The following is a 19740-nucleotide window of genomic DNA, read 5'->3' as shown; positions in this document are numbered from 1 at the left end:
CGTGATCGTGAAAACGCCTCGGCCTTTACGGCCGCGTCCTTGCCTATAAGAAGGATTGCTGAGAAATCCTCAGCCATCGAATAAATTCACTTTGCGCCCGCGCCGACATTTTGTAAGGTGAGGAGATATTGCACACAACTCGTTATCACCTACATAAGCCCTTATCCGGGCGGGACACAGATATTATGAAAAACGTTGGTTTCATCGGTTGGCGCGGAATGGTCGGCTCGGTTCTCATGCAACGCATGACGGAAGAGCGCGATTTCGACGCCATTCGCCCGGTCTTTTTCTCCACCTCGCAGCACGGTTCCGCCGCGCCGGCCTTCGGCGGCCAGCAGGGTACGCTGCAGGATGCGTATGACATCGACGCGCTGAGCGCGCTCGATATCATTATTACCTGTCAGGGCGGCGATTATACCAACGAAGTTTATCCTAAGCTGCGCGCCAGCGGTTGGCAGGGTTACTGGATCGACGCGGCCTCGTCGCTGCGCATGCAGGACGACGCCATCATCATCCTGGATCCGGTCAACCACGCGGTGATTCAGCAGGGCCTGGACAAAGGCATCAAAACCTTCGTCGGCGGCAACTGCACCGTCAGCCTGATGCTGATGTCGCTCGGCGGCCTGTTCGCCAACGATCTGGTGGAGTGGGCGTCGGTCGCCACCTACCAGGCGGCCTCCGGCGGCGGCGCGCGCCACATGCGCGAACTGCTGACCCAAATGGGCATGCTGCATGCCGACGTGGCGAAAGAGCTGCAGGATCCGGCTTCCGCCATCCTGGATATCGAGCGCAAGGTGACCGAAGCCACGCGCAGCGGCAAACTGCCGACCGATAACTTCGGCGTCCCGCTGGCCGGCAGCCTGATCCCGTGGATCGACAAGCAGCTCGACAACGGCCAGAGCCGTGAAGAGTGGAAGGGTCAGGCGGAAACCAACAAGATTCTGAATACCGGCAGCGTGATCCCGGTCGACGGTCTGTGCGTGCGCGTCGGCGCGCTGCGCTGCCACAGCCAGGCGTTCACGCTGAAGCTGAAAAAAGACGTGTCGCTGCCGGAAATCGAGCAGATGCTGGCGACGCACAACGACTGGGTGCGCGTGATCCCGAACGACCGCGAACTGACCATGCGCGAACTGACGCCGGCGGCGGTGACCGGCACGCTGAATACGCCGGTCGGCCGTCTGCGCAAGCTGAATATGGGGCCGGAGTACCTGTCGGCGTTCACCGTGGGCGACCAACTGCTGTGGGGCGCGGCCGAGCCGCTGCGACGCATGTTGCGCATCCTGCTGTAAACCCGCTCGCCAGTTCATCTGTTGTATTTCAAAGCCCGCTTATTGCGGGCTTTTTCATATGAGCGGAGTCATGTCGGTATGGTCTGAATGTGGTTACAAGTTAATCTTCCCTGTGATATTTATAAGCGCATTGGCAACATAGCGCAGGTATAGGGATATGATTTCCAACGAAGGATTGCAGGTCGCGCTTTCACCCGTGCAGCTAGCGGCCGTGATGTCGGATAGCACGGTCACAGAAGGGGAAACCTGGGGTAATCGGCTCATGGGTGGACTGGGTTTAGCGGGGGGAGTCGTCGAACTTCTTGGGGCTGGGGTGATGTGCTATGCGCCTGACCCAACATTGTTAACCAAAGTGGGATGCGTGGTCGTTGGCACTCATAGCATGGATAGCATAAAAACCGCATCAAATCAGATTATTACCGGCCGATCATTGACTACAGACACTTACAAGTCGGCGGTTTTGCTGGCTCAGAGTCTGGGGGCCGACGAAGATATGGCTTACAACGTCGGTTTAACGGTAGATATTGCCGTTCCTTTGGTGTTTGCAACCGCTTTAGGCGCTGTACGCGTGGCTTCCGTTCGGGTGGGGCAATTAAAATTGCTTGAACACGAGTCTATAGCCGGTGCAAAAGGAGGTGGGCACACCATTGCTAAGCATGTTGCTAAAAGTTCAGAAGCGCTGCTGGAGCGCTTGGCAAAGAGTCCTGGTTTACAGTCAGCCTCGACATTTACAGATTTACGTACTGCTGAAGACGCGATTAGTCGGGCGTTGAAAGTGAATAACGCGCTTATTAAGCGCTGGGCGCAACAGCCTACTTCGGCCAACGTGCTTGAACTCACGCATAAGGTGGGTAAAGCGGTTGGTTTTGGCTACAGGCAAGGAAGCACAATTCAATTAACGTCCAACAGCGTGCGGGTTGTCTTGCTAAAGAAAATTTACAACGGTAAGCCGTATTACATTTTAACCGCTTACCCCATTATCAGATAAGGGACCCTATGGGCTTTTCAGTCGCTAATCTCGGTACACTTGTGCGTGTTTTTTTTGGGCAAGATTATGATTTATTTGGAGAGTCTGTAGAAGAGATCCTGGCCTCTTATCGGGAGACGGAAAATACCGCGACAGTGAGAAAAACCGTCGATGAAGCACGAGCGTTGCTGGCGCAATATCCTGAGGAACAACAGCTTGAACTTGCTGTTGCTGAACTTGCTGATGGGGAGTTTGCGCCAGCGCCATGGGGATACACAGCGCGATCGTTTCTTGAGAAGGTGATCTCTGCTTTGGAATAGGCGATACCTGCTGCTTCTGTACTTTGTTGTAAACCCGCACTTCCTGGGGGCTGAGCGCTTTCAGCCCCCTAACGCCTTATTTTCCGCCTTTTTGTTCGCTGCGCGCCGCGTCGGGCAGCGTTATCGCAAGCCTCGTTTCATTGGGCTGTACCCCGCATCTCTTCTCGTCGGCCGCCGCATGCAGATGCCGTCAGGCTGGCAGTTTTCTTAATGAAGAATTTTCCTCACCAATGCCGAGCAGTTTTTAACAGACATTGGCTATGCTTAACGCAGGGGTGAACACTTTTTCACCATGACTGAAATATTTCAAAAAATAAGCATAAAGAGCGAAATTCAGGTCGGCAGAGTAAAGATTGGTCAATAACCGACCGCAATCACGCTTTAGAGTCCGAATGCATTGCATGATGACCAAAACGGCCAAGGAATAATCAACAAGCCGTGCTTAGATCATGCTGTTAATCTAAGGAAGAAGACTATGCCTGTACTTCCCGATCGTGACGTGATTGATCAGATCATCTCCGGCCATTACGCCGATCCCTTCGCTCTGCTTGGCATGCATGCGACCGATAACGGTCTGCAGGTGCGCGCGCTGCTGCCGGACGCCGGCGCAGTCTGGTTGGTGGAACAGCAAACCGGCCGGCGGCTGGTGCAGCTGAACTGCGACGATCCGCGCGGTTTCTTCAGCGCGGTGGTGCCGCGGCGCAAAAATCCTTTCCGCTATCAGCTGCAGGTCAGCTGGCGCGATCATCAACAGATCGTCGACGATCCTTATCGGTTCGGCCCGCTGCTGCAGGATATCGACAGTTGGCTATTGGCTGAGGGTACGCATTTGCGCCCCTATGAACGGCTGGGCGCCCACCTCGTCACACTGGATGGCATCGACGGCGTCAGCTTTGCGGTCTGGGCGCCCAACGCCCAGCGTGTTTCGGTGGTGGGGGAATTCAACTTCTGGGACGGCCGCCGCCACCCGATGCGTCTGCGGCGTGAAAACGGCATCTGGGAGCTGTTCTTGCCCGGCGTGCAGGCCGGCCAGCTGTACAAATATGAAATCGTCGATTGCTACGGCAATACTCAGTTGAAAGCCGATCCTTACGCCTTCGAGGCGCAGATGCGCCCGGATACCGCCTCGCTGGTGGCGCCGCTGCCGGAGGTGGTGCCGTCGACGCCGGCGCGCCGCCGCGCCAACGATTTTGACCAGCCGATCGCCATCTACGAGGTGCATATCGGCTCATGGCGCCGCCACACTGACAACCACTTCTGGCTCAGCTACGGCGAGCTGGCAGTGCAGCTGATCGATTATGTGAAGGGCATGGGATTCACCCATATCGAGCTGCTGCCGATCAACGAGCACCCGTTCGACGGCAGCTGGGGCTATCAGCCGCTGGGGCTGTATGCGCCGACCCGGCGCTTCGGCACGCCGGCCGACTTCAGGGCGTTTGTGGCGGCGGCGCATGAGGCGGGCATCAACGTGATCCTCGACTGGGTGCCGGGGCACTTCCCGAGCGACGCCTACGGCCTGGCGAATTTCGACGGCACTGCGCTGTACGAGTACGCCGATCCGCGCGAGGGCTACCATCAGGACTGGAATACCCTGATCTACAACTACGGTCGCCACGAGGTGCGCAACTACCTGGCGGGCAACGCGCTGTATTGGCTGGAGCGTTTCGGCATCGACGCGCTGCGGGTCGATGCGGTGGCGTCGATGATCTATCGCGATTACAGCCGCGCCGACGGCGAGTGGGTGCCGAATTACTACGGCGGCAACGAGAATCTGGAGGCCATCGCCTTCCTGCGTTATACCAACCAGACTATCGGCCAGGCGCAGCCGGGCGCGGTGACGCTGGCGGAGGAGTCCACCGACTATCCCGGCGTCACCCTGCCGCCGGATGCCAACGGCCTGGGGTTCCACTACAAATGGAACCTCGGCTGGATGCACGACACGCTCAATTATATGAAGTGCGATCCGGTGCACCGCAAGTATCACCACAACCAGATGACCTTCGGCATGCTGTACGCCTATACCGAGAACTTCGTGTTGCCTATCTCGCACGATGAAGTGGTGCACGGTAAAAAATCGATCCTCGACCGCATGCCGGGCGACGCCTGGCAGAAGTTCGCCAACCTGCGCGCCTATTACGGTTTTATGTGGGCGCATCCGGGCAAAAAGCTGCTGTTTATGGGCTGCGAGTTCGCGCAGGGGCGCGAGTGGAATTTCGATACCAGCCTCGACTGGCATTTATTGGAAGGGTTGGATAACTGGCATAACGGCGTGCAGCGGCTGGTGCGCGATCTGAACCACTGCTACCGGCAGCAGGCGCCGCTGTATGAGCGCGACTACTTCCCGGATGGCTTCGAGTGGCTGGTGGTCGACGATCACGACAACTCGGTGTTTGCCTTCGCACGCTACGATTCGCAGGGCAATGAGCTGATCGCCATCAGCAACTTTACCCCGGTGCCGCGCTATCGCTACCGCATCGGCATTTCCCGCGCCGGTGACTATCGCGAGATCCTCAATACCGATTCGCACCACTATCACGGCAGCAACGCCGGCAATCAGGGGCGGGTCTCTTCCGAAGTGGTCGGCAGCCATGGCCGCGATTTCTCTATCAGCGTGACGTTGCCGCCATTGTCGACCATTTACCTGCTGCGGGAGGCGCCATGACCGAGCTGACGGCTGGCCTCGCCGCGCCGCTGGGCGCGCAGTATGACGGCGAAGGCATCAACTTTACCCTGTACTCGGCGCACGCCGAACGGGTGGAGCTGTGCCTGTTCGACGGCCAGCAGCGCGAAGTGCGCCTGCCGCTGCCGGCGCGCAGCGGCGATATCTGGCATGGCTACTTGCCGGGCGGCAGGCCGGGGCAACGTTACGGTTACCGGGTCTACGGCCCGTTTGACCCGGCGAACGGGCAGCGCTTCAACCCCAACAAGCTGGCGCTCGATCCGGCCGCGCGCGCGGTGGAAGGGCCGGTGGCGGATCACCCGCACCTCCACGGCGGTTACGAGCAGCCGGACCCGCACGACAGCGCGGAGCTGATGCCGAAGTGCGTGGTGGTGGACGAACGGTACGACTGGCAGGACGATCGCCCGCCCGCCACGCCCTGGGGGCAGACGGTGATTTACGAAGCGCACGTGCGCGGTCTGACGCTGCTGCACCCGCAGATCCCGCCGGCGCTGCGCGGCAGCTTCGCCGCATTGGGGCACCCGGCGATGATCGCCCACTTCAAACGCCTCGGTATCACCGCGCTGGAACTGTTGCCGGTGCAGCAACATACCTCCGAACCGCGCCTGCAGCGGTTGGGGCTGATCAACTATTGGGGCTATAACGTGCTGGCGCCCTATGCGCCGGACAACCGCTACGCCAGCCTGAGCACCGATGCCACGCCGCTCAACGAATTTCGCGATGCGGTCAAGGCGCTGCACCAAGCCGGCATTGAGGTGATCCTTGACGTGGTGTTCAACCACAGCGCCGAGCTGGACAGGGATGGGCCGATGCTGTCGCTGAGTGGCATCGATAATCTGAGTTACTACTGGCTGACGCCCGAAGGGGACTATGTCAACGACACCGGCTGCGGCAACACGCTGCGGTTGGATCAGCCGCAGGGCGTGGCCTGGGTGATGGATTGCCTGCGTTTTTGGGTGCGGGAGTGCCACGTCGACGGCTTCCGTTTCGATCTGGGCAGCGTGCTCGGCCGCACGCCGGGGTTCGATCGCGATGCGCCGCTGTTCCAGGCGATGCTGGCGGACGATCTGCTGTCGCGCTGCAAGCTGATCGCCGAGCCCTGGGACATTGGCCCCGGCGGTTATCAGGTGGGGGCGTTCCCCGGCCGCTTCGCCGAATGGAACGACCATTACCGCGACGACATGCGCCGTTTCTGGCTGCAGAGCGGCGTGTCGCTCGGCCAGTTCGCCCGGCGTTTTGCCGCCTCCAGCGATCTGTACAACCAGCGCGGGCGGGCGCCTTACGCCACCGTCAACATGCTGACCGCCCATGACGGGTTTACCCTGCAGGACGTGGTCAGCTTCAACGAGAAACACAATCAGCCGAACGGTGAGGGCAACCGCGACGGCAGCGATCGCAATTTCAGCAACAACCACGGCGTCGAAGGCCTGGTCGCCGACGACGCCATTGTGCAACGCCGCAGGGCCAGCCAGCGGGCGATGCTCGCCACGCTGTTGCTGTCCCAGGGCACGCCGATGCTGCTGGCCGGCGATGAACAGGGACACAGCCAGCAGGGGAACAACAATGCCTATTGTCAGGACAACGCCACCACCTGGCTCGATTGGGCCACGGCGGACGATGCGCTGACCGATTACGTCGCGGCGCTGATCGCGCTGCGCCGCCAGATCCCCGCACTGCAGCAGGACCGCTGGTGGCAGCAGGACGACGGCAGCGTGCAGTGGCTGAACGCGCAAGGCCAGCCGCTCGACGCGCAGCAGTGGGAGCGGGGCGAGCTGCTCATGCAGATCCTGCTGTCGCAGCGCTGGCTGCTGCTGGTCAACGCCACGCCGCAAACGACGGAGATGAGATTGCCGGAAGGCGATTGGCAGGTTGTCGCTCCCTTCACTCAGGAAGACTCACGGGCGGTATTGCCCGCCTGGCACCAGGCCGCGCGCTCGCTTTGCGTACTGGTACGGAAATAATAAAAGGAGTCCGCTATGGTTAGGTTTGAAAATAAAGACCCCCTGATGTTGGCGCGCCAGTTGCCGATTAAATCCGTAGCGCTGATCCTGGCCGGCGGCCGCGGCTCACGTTTGAAAGATTTGACCTCCACCCGCGCCAAGCCCGCCGTCCACTTTGGCGGCAAATTCCGCATCATCGATTTCGCCTTGTCGAACTGCCTGAACTCCGGCATCCGCCGCATCGGCGTGATCACCCAATACCAGTCGCACACGCTGGTGCAGCACATTCAACGCGGCTGGTCGTTCCTCAACGAGGAAATGAACGAGTTCGTCGATCTGCTGCCGGCCCAGCAGCGCCTCAGCACCGAGCATTGGTACAAGGGCACCGCCGACGCGGTGTACCAGAACCTGGATATCATCCGCCGCTACGAGGCCGAATACGTGGTGATCCTGGCGGGCGATCACATCTACAAGATGGATTATTCACGCATGCTGATCGATCACGTCGAGAAGGGCGCTCAGTGCACCGTGGCCTGCCTGCCGGTGCCGCGCAGCGAAGCCGGCGAATTCGGCGTGATGAAGGTGGATGAAAGCGACCGTATCATCGAGTTTCTGGAAAAGCCCGCCGATCCGCCGGCGATGCCGGGCAACCCGGATATGTCGCTGGCCAGCATGGGCATCTATATTTTTAATGCCGCCTACCTGTTCCAGCTGCTGCAAGAGGATATGTCGACCCCCGGCTCCAGCCACGATTTCGGCAAGGATCTGATCCCGAAAATCACCGCGCAGCAGGCGGCGTGGGCGCATCCGTTTACCTTGTCCTGCGTGACGTCCAATCCCGATCTGCCGCCGTACTGGCGCGATGTGGGCACGTTGGACGCCTATTGGCGCGCCAATCTCGATCTGGCGTCGGTGACGCCGGAGCTGGACATGTACGACCGCGCCTGGCCGATCCGCACCCACATGGAACCGCTGCCGCCGGCCAAGTTTGTGCAGGATCGCTCCGGCAGCCATGGCATGACCATGAACTCGCTGGTGTCCGGCGGTTGCATCGTGTCCGGGTCGGTGGTGGTGCATTCGGTGCTGTTCCCGCGCGTGCGAGTGAACTCGTTCTGCACCATCGACTCTACCGTATTGTTGCCGGACGTGAACGTCGGCCGTTCCTGCCGCCTGCGGCGCTGCATCATCGACCGCGCCTGCCATATTCCGGAGGGTATGGTGATCGGGGAAAACGCCGATGAGGACAGCAAGCGTTTCTATCGCTCGGAAGGCGGCATCGTGCTGGTGACGCGCGAAATGTTGTCAAAATTGTGAGTTAACGTGGGGGCAGAACGATAGCCTGCCGCCCGATGAACGGTTCGATGGCTTGCGCAACGCGGCACACATAACAGCGGCAAGCCTGCTTTATTTCTTATCCAGAGGCCTTCGGCCGACTTTCAGGAGTGATAATGCAGGTCTTACACGTATGTTCTGAAATGTTCCCCCTGCTGAAAACGGGCGGACTCGCAGACGTGGTTGGCGCGCTGCCGGCGGCGCAAATCGCCGAAGGCGCCGATGTTCGGGTGCTATTGCCCGCTTTCCCTGACGTACGCAACGGCATACCCGACACCGTGCTGGTGGCGGAAATCGACTCGTTCGCCGGGCGGGTTGGCCTGCGTTACGGCACCTACCATGGCGTGGGCATCTATCTCATCGATGCGCCCTGGCTGTATGACCGGCCGGGCAGCCCGTACCACGATCAGTCTATGTACGCCTACCCCGACAACCACCGCCGCTTTGCGCTGCTGGGCTGGATGGCCTGCGAGCTGGCCAAGGGGCTGGATCGCTACTGGCGGCCGCAGTTGGTGCATGCCCACGACTGGCACGCCGGTCTTAGCTGCGCCTATCTGGCCGCCAACGGCCACCCGGCGCGTTCGGTGTTCACGGTGCATAACCTGGCCTATCAAGGGCTGTTTTCCGCCCATCACGTGACCGAACTGTGGCTGCCGGCGTCGTTTTACAACGTCTATGGCCTGGAGTTCTACGGCCAGATGTCGTTCCTCAAGGCCGGGCTGTTTTATGCCGACCACGTGACCGCCGTCAGCCCGACCTATGCGCGCGAGATCACCCGGCCGGAGTTCGGCTACGGCATGGAGGGGCTGCTGCAGGAGCGGCAGCGGCAGGGCAGGCTGAGCGGCATCCTCAACGGGGTGGACGACAAGATTTGGGATCCGGCCCACGACCCGCGGCTAAGCGCCCGCTATGACGCCGACGATCTGAAAAGCAAGGTCAAAAACAAGCTGCATCTGCAAAAGGCCATGGGGCTGAAGGTGGACGAATCGCTGCCGGTGTTCGCGGTGGTGAGCCGATTGACCAGCCAAAAAGGCCTGGATCTGGTGCTGCAGGCGTTGCCTGAACTGCTGGCGCAGGGCGGGCAGCTGGCGCTGCTGGGCGCCGGCGATGCGGTGCTGCAACAGGCGTTTCTGGCCGCCGCCGCCGACTACCCTGAACAGGTCGGCGTGCAGATCGGTTATCACGAATCCTTCTCCCACCGCATCATCGGCGGCGCCGACGTTATTCTGGTGCCGAGCCGCTTCGAGCCCTGCGGTCTGACGCAGCTCTACGGTCTGAAGTACGGCACGCTGCCGCTGGTGCGCCGCACCGGCGGGCTGGCGGACACGGTGGTGGACTGCGCGCTGGAGAACCTGGCCGACGGCACCGCCAGCGGATTCGTGTTCGACGATTGCGACGCCGTCGCGCTGGGCAACGCCATCCGCCGCGCCATGGTGCTGTGGAGCCGGCCGAAACACTGGCGCCACGTTCAGCGCCACGCCATGAGCGTGGACTTCGGCTGGCCGGTGGCGGCGAAAGAGTATTTATCGCTTTATCAACGCTTGTAGCCCGCGTTTCGCGTCTCGGGTTGACGCGCGGCGGGCAGCCGTAAGGGTAGATTGTCGGGGCGCGGCGTGCCGCGTCCATGTTCAGCGGAGCCCGCTATTCCGCGGCGAATGGCGGGGCTCCCCACAAGGGATTAAAAAGCCATGACTTCACCGTTTAGTTACACCTCACCTACGGTCAGTGTGGAAGCGCTGAAACACTCCATCGCCTATAAGCTGATGTTTATCGTCGGCAAGGATCCGGCCATCGCCAACCGGCACGATTGGCTGAACGCCGTGCTGTTCGCGGTGCGCGATCGCATGGTGGAGCGCTGGCTGCGTTCCAACCGCGCCCAGCTGTCTCAAGACGTGCGGCAGGTGTATTACCTGTCGATGGAGTTCCTGATCGGCCGCACCCTGTCAAACGCGCTGCTGTCGATGGGCATCTATCAGGACATCGACAACGCGCTGAACGAGATGGGGCTGAACCTGGCGGAGCTGCTGGAGGAAGAAAACGACCCCGGGCTTGGTAACGGCGGCCTGGGCCGGCTGGCGGCCTGTTTCCTCGACTCGCTGGCGACGCTGGCGCTGCCGGGGCGCGGCTACGGCATTCGCTATGAATACGGCATGTTCAAGCAGAACATCGTCAACGGCCAACAGATGGAGTCGCCGGACTACTGGCTGGAGTACGGCAATCCGTGGGAGTTTCCGCGCCATAACACCCGCTACAAGGTGCGCTTCGGCGGCCGCGTGCAGCAGGAGGGGGCCAAGGCGCGCTGGCTGGAGACCGAAGAGGTCGTGGCCATCGCCTACGATCAGGTGATCCCCGGTTTTGACACCGACGCCACCAATACGCTGCGGTTGTGGGGCGCGCAGGCCAGTAATGAGATCAACCTCGGCAAGTTCAACCAGGGCGATTACTTCGCGGCGGTGGAAGACAAAAACCACTCGGAGAACGTGTCGCGCGTGCTCTATCCGGACGATTCGACCTCCTCCGGGCGCGAGCTGCGGCTGCGGCAGGAGTATTTCCTGGTGTCGGCCACGGTGCAGGATATTCTCAACCGCCATTGGTTGATGCACAAAACCTTCGACAACCTGGCGGACAAGATCGCCATTCACCTCAACGACACCCACCCGGTATTGTCGATCCCCGAGCTGATGCACCGGCTGATCGACGAGCACAAATTCAAGTGGCTCGACGCCTGGGAAGTGGTGGAGCAGGTGTTCTCTTACACCAACCACACGCTGATGAGCGAGGCGCTGGAGACCTGGCCGCTGGACATGATAGGCCGCATCTTGCCGCGCCATCTGCAGCTGATTTTCGAAATCAACGATCACTTCCTCAAGATGGTGCAGGAAGTGGCGCCGGACGACAACGACCTGCTGGCGCGGGTCTCGATCATCGACGAAACCAACGGCCGCCGGGTGCGCATGGCGTGGCTGGCGGTGGTGGCCAGCCACAAGGTCAACGGCGTTTCCGCCCTGCATTCCGAACTGATGGTGCAGTCGCTGTTCGCCGACTTCGCCCGGCTGTTCCCGACTCGTTTCTGCAACAAAACCAACGGGGTGACGCCGCGCCGTTGGCTGGCGCTGGCCAACCCGCCGCTGGCGGCGGTGCTGGACGACTGCATCGGCCAAACCTGGCGCACCGATCTCAGCCAACTGAGCGAGATCAAAGCCAACGTCGATTACCCGAGCTTCCTGCAGGCGGTGCAGCGCGCCAAACGGCAGAACAAGGAGCGGCTGGCGCTGTATATCGCCAAAACGCTCAACGTGGTAGTCAACCCGGATGCGTTGTTCGATGTGCAAATCAAGCGTATCCACGAGTACAAACGGCAACTGCTCAACGTGCTGCACGTCATCACGCTGTATAACCGTTTGCTGGCTGACCCTGACATCGAGCGCGTGCCGCGGGTGGTGATCTTCGCCGGCAAGGCGGCCTCTGCCTACTATGCAGCCAAGCAGATCATCCGTCTGATCAACGACGTGGCCAAAGTGATCAACAACGATCCGCGCGTGCATACCCAACTGAAGGTGGTGTTCATTCCGAACTACGGCGTCAGCCTGGCGCAGATCATTATCCCGGCGGCGGATCTGTCGGAACAGATCTCGCTGGCGGGCACCGAGGCCTCGGGCACCAGCAACATGAAGTTCGCGCTGAACGGCGCGCTGACCATCGGCACGCTGGACGGCGCCAACGTCGAGATGCGCGAGCACGTGGGGGAGGAGAATATCTTTATTTTCGGCAATACCGCCGAGCAGGTTGAGGAACTGCGCCGCAACGGTTACAACCCGCGCCAGTACTATGAGCAAGACCCGGAGCTGCATCAGGCGCTGACGCAGATCGCCACCGGGGTGTTCAGCCCGGAAGAGCCGAAACGCTATGGCAATTTGTTCGACTCGCTGGTCAACCTCGGCGATCACTATCAGCTGTTGGCGGATTACCGCAGCTATGTGGACACGCAGGACAAGGTGGACGAGGTGTATCTCAATCAGGACGAGTGGACGCGGCGCGCGGTGCTGAATATCGCCAATATGGGCTACTTCTCATCCGATCGCACCATTCAGGAATACGCGGATGAAATTTGGCACATTAAGCCGGTGAAGCTGTAAAGCGGGAGAGGAAAAAAGCAAAGGGCCGGATAACCGGCCCTTTGTCGTTACGCTGCAGCTCAGGAAGCCAGAGACAGCGCTTTCGTTTTCGCGTGTTCCGCCAGCCAGGCTTTCACTCGCGCCTGCTGCGCCTCGTCCAGCCACATGCCCAGCTTGGTGCGGCGCCAGATGGCGTCGTCCAGCTCTACGACCCACTCTTTCTCGGTCAGGTAACGCAGCTCGGCTTCATACAGACCGTGGCCGAAATCTTCGCCCAGATCGGCGAGGCCGTTGGCGCCGGCCAAGATCAGCTCGCTCTGGCTGCCGTAGGTGCGGGCATAGCGGCGCGCCAGGGCTTCCGGCAGCCAGCCGTGCGCACGGCGCAGTTTGGCCGCGTAGCCATCGCGATCGCCGTCGATGTCACCGCCCGGCAGCGTGGCGTTTTTGGTCCACGCCGGGCCGCAGCCTGGGTAGTAGTGGGCCAGTTTTTCCATCGCATGTTCGGCCAGCTTGCGGTAGGTGGTCAGCTTGCCGCCGAAGACCGACAGCAGCGGCGCTTTGCCCTGCTCGTCGTGCACGTCCAGCGTGTAATCGCGGGTGATCGCCTGCGGTGAATCGGATTCGTCGTCGCACAGCGGACGCACGCCGGAGTAAGTCCAGACGATGTCGTCGCGGCCCAGCTGCTTCTTGAAGTGATCGTTGTACACTTTCAGCAGATAAGCGATTTCGTTCTCGTCGATCTTCACGTCTTTCGGATCGCCTTTGTACTCCACGTCGGTGGTGCCGATGATGGAGAACTCGTCATTCCACGGGATCACGAACACGATGCGGTGGTCTTCGTTCTGCAGAATGTAAGACTGCGGCTGATCGTGCACGCGCGGCACCACGATGTGGCTGCCTTTGATCAGGCGGATGCCGTAAGGCGATTTGAGCTTCAGGCCGTCGTCGAAGAAGTTTTTCACCCACGGGCCGGTGGCGTTCACCAGGCCTTTGGCGCGCCAGGTGAAGGTTTTGCCGCTGTCGATATCGACCGCTTCCACCATCCACAGGCCGTTTTCACGCCATGCGCGGGTCACTTTGGTGCGGGTGCGCACTTCGCCGCCGCGTTTTTCCACTTCCTGCGCGTTCAGCACCACCAGGCGAGCATCGTCGACCCAGCAGTCGGAATATTCGAAACCGCGCTTCAATTCGGGCTTCAGCACCGACTCTGGTCCAAAGCGCAAACCCTTGCTGCCCGGCAGGCTGGTGCGTTTGCCCAGGTGATCGTACAGGAACAGGCCGATACGGATCATCCAGGCCGGACGCAGGTGCGGCTGGTGCGGCAGGCGGAAACGCATCGGGAACGCGATGTGCGGCGCCAGCTTCAGCAGCACTTCACGTTCGGCCAGCGCTTCGCTCACCAGACGGAATTCGTAGTGTTCCAGGTAGCGCAGGCCACCGTGGATCAGTTTGGAACTGGCGGAAGACGTAGCACAGGCCAAGTCTTGCGCTTCCAGTAGCAGTACCGACAGCCCGCGCCCGGCAGCATCCGCCGCGATGCCGGCACCGTTGATGCCGCCACCGATAACGATCAAGTCTTTGGTTTCCACGTCATCTTCCTCCAGATGTTCGAAATAGCTCTTTCATGTTCGTTTTCGCTCATGATTGTAATCAAAAACCAACAGGCAAGCCAAGAGTTAACCAAACAAAAACATTTAGGCGTGATAGAGGTAACAGTTTGGTGATGATAGTCACACAAGCAGTATGGATATGGCGCGGGCGCGCAAACGGCTGTCGATGAGGGGAGCCTGAAGGTATGAAACGGGACGGCGGCGCGCCCCGCAGGTTAAGGCCGAATCAGCACAACTCCAGCTGCACGTCGTACTGTTCGATGATTTTCATCACGCTCGGCGGCGGCAGTTGGTCGGTAAACAGGTAGTCGATCAGGTTCATGTTGCCCAGGTTGACCATGGCGTTGCGGCCGAATTTGGAATGGTCGGTGACCAGCATCACGCAGCGGGAATTTTCGATAATCGCGCGTTTGGTGCGCACTTCGTGATAGTCGAATTCGAGCAGCGAGCCGTCCATATCGATGCCGCTGATGCCGAGAATGCCGTAATCGAGACGGAATTGGGAGATGAAGTCCAGGGTGGCTTCGCCCATGATGCCGCCGTCGCGTGTGCGCACTTCGCCGCCGGCCAGGATCAGGCGGAAGTCTTCCTTGGCGGTCAACAGGGTGGCGACGTTAAGGTTGTTGGTGACCACGCGCAGGTTCTTGTGGTTCATCAGCGCATGGGCCACCGCTTCCGGCGTGGTGCCGATATCGATGAACAGCGTGGCGCCGTCCGGGATCTGGCTGGCGACGCGCTGCGCGATGCGGGCCTTCTCTTCCGACCACATCACCTTGCGATCGTTATAGGCAGCGTTGACCGAGCTGGAAGGCAGCGCCGCGCCGCCGTGGTGACGCTGGATCTTGTTCTGGTCGGCCAGGTCATTCAAATCGCGGCGAATCGTTTGCGGGCTGACGTCAAAATGTTCGACCAGCTCTTCCGTGCTGACGTAACCCTGCAGGCGCACCAGCTCGATAATTGCGTCATGACGCTGTGTTTGCTTCACGATAATCCCCTAAAACGCCCGCTATGCCCGCTGGACATAGCTCTCGGCTGTTATTGTTCGTTGTGTGCGCGATGACGCGTATCCCAAAATGCCATCAATAACCCTAACACTAAACCGGCTACGTGTGCCGCGTTGGCGATCGACATTCCTAAAATATCGAAATATCCGGCCACCAGCCACAACACCGAGAACACCATCAGGCCGCGCGGCAGCATCAGGCCGCGCTCCGGCGCCCGTTCGCCCGACAGCCACACATAGCCCATCAGCGCATAGACCACGCCCGACAGCCCGCCAAACAGCGCGCCGCTGAACAGCGATTGCGCCCAGCCGCTGAAGAAGGCCGACACCACCGCCAGCACGAACAGCTTGCCGGCGCCGAGGCGTTTTTCCATCTGGCCGCCGAGATACCACCACCACATCAGGTTAAACAGGATATGCAGCAGGGAGAAATGCAGGAACGCATGGCTGATCCAGCGCCACAGCTGGGTGTATTGGCTGCTGTCCTGCGGCCAGGAGAGCCAATACATCACGGTATCGTCGCCGAGCGCCTGCATCAGAATATAGACCGCGATGCACAGCACCATCACGCCGAGCGTCAGCGGACCGGCCTTGCTGCGCAGGGTGTGCAGGTAGGATTCGCTCTGATAATGCAGGCCGGCGTCGGTATGGCCGGTCTGCCAGCTGGCGGCCTGATAACGGCGGTTGAGCGGATCGGCCAGAAACTGCTGCAGCTCGTGTTGCACCTGCTCGAGGTGACCGTCGTCGGCCAGCCAGATTTCCGCCGCCTCGCCGCTGTTGCGCAGCTCAAGCCGGATGCCCTGGGTCGCCATATAGTCGACAAAGGCCAGCGCCAGGCGCGGGTTGGATATGGCGATTACTCTAACCATTGCTCTTCCGTCGTAAGTGAATGATTTTGGCCGCGGCTTGCTCGCCGGCGACCCTGACGGCCGATTATAACGTCGAAATCCTGAGCGCTGGCAAACGGATCTGCGAAAAACCCGCGAAAACGCGCATAAAAATGAAGGGGAAGCCCGCCGACGCGCGGCGGGCGGCGGGGATCAGGCAGAGGTTTCCACGTCTTGCGGATACTGGCGGGCCCAGGCCTCGAAACCGCCGTCGATGCTGTAGACCGCGTCGAACCCCTGGTGCAGCAGGTACTGCGCCGCGCTGCGGCTGCTGTTGCCGTGGTAGCACATCACCATCACCGGCCGCTCGAAGTCGTTTTGCTGCATAAAGGCCGACAGGGTGGCGTTGGTGAGGTGAAAGGCGCCCGGCGTATGCCCGGCTTCAAAACTTTGCGGATCGCGGATGTCGACCAGGGCGGCGCTGCCCTCTTTCCAGCGGGTGTACGCCTGCTCAACGTTGATCGCTTCGAACTGTTCCATACTGCTGACTGCCTCGTAATAGGGGGACGCCGCTATTGTAACCAACTCTGCGGCGTTTAAGACCAGAGGGACATCAGGGTTTTTACGCGCCGTAGCCCATCATCTTCAGCAGTTGCTGCGCCTGCTGCACCGCCTCCTGGCGATGGGCCACGCCCAGTTTCTGATACAGGTTGCGGATGTGCGTCTTGATGGTGGTGGCCGCCACGTCCAGCTCGCCGGCGATCTGGTCGTTGCTGTAACCGGAATAGATCAGCCCCAGCACCTGCCATTCGCGTTGGGTGAGCGGGCTGGTGCGGATCAGTTCCGGCACCTGCGGGTGGGTCAGCAGCTTATCGACGAAGTTCTCGTCGAAATGCGCGAACTTGTGCCGATGATGCTGGTTGATGTCGCGCAGGATACGCTGGGCGCGATGCTGCTCCAGCTCCGGCAGCGTGTTGAGCTGGAGCAGCTGACGCAGCTGTTGCGCCATCGCTTCGCCTTCGATGACGAAGTGGCTGATAAAGCCGGTGCGGTTAGCCAGCGACAGCGCTTCGATCAGCGCCTGCTGCGCTTCGCCCTTGCGCTCCAGCAGCCAGTAGAGCTGGTTGCTGAGCAGCAGGTTGCGGTTGAGATCGCTCACCAGCCGCAGGCGACGAGCGTTTTCGTTCAGTTCATCCAGCACCACGCCGGCCTCTTCATACTGGCCGAGCAGGATTTGCACCCGCGCGATGTTGCGCCATTGGCCCTGCGTGAAGTGGTTGTCCGCCATGCCGGGTTTTTCGGTGTGGCGCAGCCACTGGGCGGCGGCGGCGGTATCGCCGGTCATCTGCCAGTGGATCACCCGCGACTTGTCGGTGTTGGTCAGCCAGTCGCGATGATAGTGGGCGCCGTGCAGCAGGGTTTCGCAGCGCTGCAGATGGGTATTGGCGTTGTCCAGATCGCCGCGCGCCAGCGAGCATTTGGCCAACATGGCGATGCACTGCAGCTGCTGCTGCGGTTGGTAGTTGGCCAGAATTTTCAGCCCGGCGCGCGCCGCGTCTTCCGCTTCGTCCAACCGTGACCATGACCACAGGATCTGGGCGCGGATGCGCAGCAGAAATTCGTGCATCGGCAGCTGTTCCAGGTGCTGCTCGCGGATCAGTTCGAACGCCTTATCCTGGGTTTCGTAAGCGGCCTGCAGGAAGCCTTGGGCGATAAGGATTTCACTCTGCTGCAGCAGCGCCCAGAGCGCGTAATGGTTGGCCTGATGACGACGCGCCATCTGCTCGGTCTGCTGCATCATCGGCAGCGCGCGCGCCAGTTCGCCCTTGCAGTGGTGCACTTCGCCGGTTACCGAGGTGGCGACGATGCGGCTGTAGTAGCTGGACAGCGGCAGGAATTTCAACGCTTCGGTCGCCAGCCGCTCGGCTTCTTCCGGTTTGCCGGCGTTGATCGCCACCTGGGCGCGCAAGGCGTCGAACTCGGCGTGCAGCGTTTGGTCTATCTCGATTTTCTGCTCGCGCATGGTGCGCTCGGCGCGCTCCAGCAGGGTGTTGACCTCACTGTAGCGGTGCTGGCTCTGCGCCAGCCAGGCCTGCAGCAGCGCCAGCTTGGGGTTTTGGATCAGGCGTTCATAGGGCAGCGCGTTGAGGCACTCCTCCAGCAAGGCCAGTTCGCTGTGGTGGAACAGCGACCAGGCGTGTTGCAGCAGGATATCGCGCAGCATGCTGACGTCGCTGGCCGCCAACGCGTGGTGAATGGCCTCCGCCGGATACCCCAGCGCCAGCCAGCCCTCGGCGGCGGCGCGATGCAGCCCCGGCAGCTCCAGCGCCAGTTCCCACTGGCAACGCTGGCGCAGGAAAGAGGCGAACAGCGGATGGAAGTTGAACCATTCGCCGGTGTCGTCCATGCGGTGGATAAACAGCCCCTGGCGTTCCAGTTCCTCCAGCCGTTGCTGGCCGTTGTCTTCGCCGGTCAGCCGCACGATCAGCGCGTCGTTCATCGAGCGCAGCACCGAACAGCGCAGCAGGAAAGCGCGCGCATCCGCATCGACGTGATCCAGCACTTCGTCTACCAGGTAGTCGGACAGGTGACTGGCGTTCAACCCCGCCAGCCGCTTGGCCGACAGTTGAGCGGACGAAGCGGATTGGCGGGCCGACAGCGCGATCAGCTGCAGCGCGGTGGCCCAGCCCTCGACTTCGTCGCACAGGCGGCTGCTGTCCTGCTGTTCCATTGGCGCCGCCAGACGGCAATCGAAGAACTGTTTGGCCTCCTGGTGGGTGAACGCCAGCTGCTGCGTGCCCATTTCCAACAGCTGATCGCGCACCCGCAGGTTGGCGATGCCGAGCGGCGGCAAGGTGCGCGAGAGCAGGATCAGCGTCAGGTTTTCCGGCTGATGGCGCAGGAAAAAGCGCATGGCTTCGTGAATGGCGTCGTTGGTGATCAGGTGATAGTCGTCGATCACCAGGTACAGCGGTTGATGCCAGTCGGCCAGCTCGATAAACAGTTGGGCGAACAGCGCCGACAGGCTGGCGTACTGGTGTTTCTGGCTCAGCGCCTCGCTCTTGACGCAGCGGCCGCCGCTGGCCTGCTGCAGCGCGGCGATCAGGTAGCTGGCGAAGCGCTCCGGCTGGTTGTCGCTCTCATCCAGGGAATACCAGCCCAGATCGGCCTTGCCGGCTGCCCATTGGGCGATCAGCGTGGTTTTCCCGTATCCCGCCGGGCAATTGACCAGTGTCAGGCGATAGTTGCCCGCGCTGGCCAGTTTGGCCAGCAGGCGATCGCGGATCACGGTATTTTGCAGCCGTACCGGGCGGCTCAGTTTTGATGGGATCAGCATAGTATTCCAGGGTATAAATCGCGGTTCCCGCCGGGATTGGAGTGGCGCTAATTATTTTATGGTTCGTAATTAATAGCTCCCCCTAACTTCTGCCAACCCTAAACGTATTGCAACAAGCTTCCGCATCGGCTTGGAGTTAAGTTGCTATCGATCACACTTTTTTACGTTTGGCGTCGGAGTACGGCGATACGGTGGCGGATCGCATTTCCGGCCATGGACAAAACTTCAGCAGCGCGAATACTTGTGCTAACGTCAGGGTTAACGTTCTCAGTGCTCGCCGCACGCGTTGGCGGGCTTTTTTGCATCGTTGCAAGGGAGTC

At 60.8% G+C, this 19740-nt stretch carries 13 protein-coding genes; 8 read left to right on the top strand and 5 right to left on the bottom strand.

Features of this window, described 5'->3' with window-relative positions; all coding sequences use genetic code 11:
- Window positions 1-185 precede the first annotated feature (185 nt).
- From asd to glgP, 8 genes are all read left to right on the top strand, one after another.
- Window positions 186-1289, top strand: coding sequence for an aspartate-semialdehyde dehydrogenase (gene asd / locus ACTJJ6_RS20000; protein ID WP_016930397.1), 1104 nt, complete (start codon window positions 186-188; stop codon window positions 1287-1289).
- Between the two features lie 157 nt (window positions 1290-1446).
- Window positions 1447-2277, top strand: coding sequence for an RNase A-like domain-containing protein (locus ACTJJ6_RS19995; protein ID WP_049300446.1), 831 nt, complete (start codon window positions 1447-1449; stop codon window positions 2275-2277).
- 8 nt (window positions 2278-2285) lie between these two features.
- Window positions 2286-2576 carry a contact-dependent growth inhibition system immunity protein gene (locus tag ACTJJ6_RS19990; protein ID WP_033645311.1) on the top strand — a complete coding sequence of 97 codons (291 nt, stop codon included), beginning with the start codon at window positions 2286-2288 and terminating at the stop codon, window positions 2574-2576.
- A gap of 475 nt (window positions 2577-3051) precedes the next feature.
- On the top strand, window positions 3052-5238 hold the full coding sequence (glgB, locus tag ACTJJ6_RS19985; protein WP_143778626.1) for a 1,4-alpha-glucan branching enzyme: 2187 nt from the start codon (window positions 3052-3054) through the stop codon (window positions 5236-5238).
- Complete coding sequence (gene glgX, locus ACTJJ6_RS19980) at window positions 5235-7217, top strand: glycogen debranching protein GlgX (RefSeq protein ID WP_049300448.1); 1983 nt, start codon at window positions 5235-5237, stop codon at window positions 7215-7217. The genes glgB and glgX overlap by 4 nt, the downstream gene beginning before the upstream one ends.
- A 15-nt stretch (window positions 7218-7232) precedes the next feature.
- On the top strand, window positions 7233-8510 hold the full coding sequence (gene glgC / locus ACTJJ6_RS19975) for a glucose-1-phosphate adenylyltransferase (protein ID WP_016930394.1): 1278 nt from the start codon (window positions 7233-7235) through the stop codon (window positions 8508-8510).
- A 134-nt stretch (window positions 8511-8644) separates the two neighbouring features.
- A complete protein-coding gene (gene glgA, locus ACTJJ6_RS19970; protein WP_004930807.1) occupies window positions 8645-10075 on the top strand; it encodes a glycogen synthase GlgA in 1431 nt (476 codons plus the stop codon).
- Between the two features lie 141 nt (window positions 10076-10216).
- Window positions 10217-12664 carry a glycogen phosphorylase gene (glgP, locus tag ACTJJ6_RS19965; RefSeq protein WP_004930804.1) on the top strand — a complete coding sequence of 816 codons (2448 nt, stop codon included), beginning with the start codon at window positions 10217-10219 and terminating at the stop codon, window positions 12662-12664.
- Window positions 12665-12723: 59 nt separating this feature from the next.
- Here the strand turns inward: glgP and glpD are convergent, their stop codons facing one another.
- The 5 genes from glpD to malT all read right to left on the bottom strand — a co-directional run bounded on the left by glpD (window position 12724) and on the right by malT (window position 19420).
- Window positions 12724-14232 carry a glycerol-3-phosphate dehydrogenase gene (gene glpD / locus ACTJJ6_RS19960; RefSeq protein WP_004930801.1) on the bottom strand — a complete coding sequence of 503 codons (1509 nt, stop codon included), beginning with the start codon at window positions 14230-14232 and terminating at the stop codon, window positions 12724-12726.
- Window positions 14233-14479: 247 nt separating this feature from the next.
- Complete coding sequence (locus ACTJJ6_RS19955; RefSeq protein ID WP_004930797.1) at window positions 14480-15238, bottom strand: DeoR/GlpR family transcriptional regulator; 759 nt, start codon at window positions 15236-15238, stop codon at window positions 14480-14482.
- 50 nt (window positions 15239-15288) lie between these two features.
- A complete protein-coding gene (glpG, locus tag ACTJJ6_RS19950; RefSeq protein WP_016930391.1) occupies window positions 15289-16125 on the bottom strand; it encodes a rhomboid family intramembrane serine protease GlpG in 837 nt (278 codons plus the stop codon).
- A 171-nt stretch (window positions 16126-16296) separates the two neighbouring features.
- Entirely contained in the window at window positions 16297-16623 is a 327-nt protein-coding gene (gene glpE, locus ACTJJ6_RS19945; RefSeq protein WP_004930790.1) for a thiosulfate sulfurtransferase GlpE, read from the bottom strand.
- An 82-nt stretch (window positions 16624-16705) separates the two neighbouring features.
- Window positions 16706-19420: an HTH-type transcriptional regulator MalT gene (malT, locus tag ACTJJ6_RS19940; RefSeq protein WP_350024359.1), complete on the bottom strand. Its 2715-nt coding sequence runs from the start codon at window positions 19418-19420 to the stop codon at window positions 16706-16708.
- Window positions 19421-19740 lie beyond the last annotated feature (320 nt).

It is taken from the genome of Serratia sp. 22278, from assembly GCF_052045405.1.
Taxonomy (GTDB): domain Bacteria; phylum Pseudomonadota; class Gammaproteobacteria; order Enterobacterales; family Enterobacteriaceae; genus Serratia; species Serratia marcescens.
Note: the sequence above shows the minus strand (reverse complement) of the source record. Positions and strands in the feature narration are given on the sequence as shown.

Bases quoted from the DNA above. Each gene is read 5' to 3' on its own strand.
- glgA (WP_004930807.1), top strand. From the start codon at position 8,645: ATGCAGGTCTTACACGTATGTTCTGAAATGTTCCCCCTGCTGAAAACG.
- asd (WP_016930397.1), top strand. From the start codon at position 186: ATGAAAAACGTTGGTTTCATCGGTTGGCGCGGAATGGTCGGCTCGGTT.
- ACTJJ6_RS19990 (WP_033645311.1), top strand. From the start codon at position 2,286: ATGGGCTTTTCAGTCGCTAATCTCGGTACACTTGTGCGTGTTTTTTTT.
- glgB (WP_143778626.1), top strand. From the start codon at position 3,052: ATGCCTGTACTTCCCGATCGTGACGTGATTGATCAGATCATCTCCGGC.
- glgC (WP_016930394.1), top strand. From the start codon at position 7,233: ATGGTTAGGTTTGAAAATAAAGACCCCCTGATGTTGGCGCGCCAGTTG.
- glpG (WP_016930391.1), bottom strand. From the start codon at position 16,125: ATGGTTAGAGTAATCGCCATATCCAACCCGCGCCTGGCGCTGGCCTTT.
- glpE (WP_004930790.1), bottom strand. From the start codon at position 16,623: ATGGAACAGTTCGAAGCGATCAACGTTGAGCAGGCGTACACCCGCTGG.
- malT (WP_350024359.1), bottom strand. From the start codon at position 19,420: ATGCTGATCCCATCAAAACTGAGCCGCCCGGTACGGCTGCAAAATACC.
- glgX (WP_049300448.1), top strand. From the start codon at position 5,235: ATGACCGAGCTGACGGCTGGCCTCGCCGCGCCGCTGGGCGCGCAGTAT.
- ACTJJ6_RS19995 (WP_049300446.1), top strand. From the start codon at position 1,447: ATGATTTCCAACGAAGGATTGCAGGTCGCGCTTTCACCCGTGCAGCTA.
- glgP (WP_004930804.1), top strand. From the start codon at position 10,217: ATGACTTCACCGTTTAGTTACACCTCACCTACGGTCAGTGTGGAAGCG.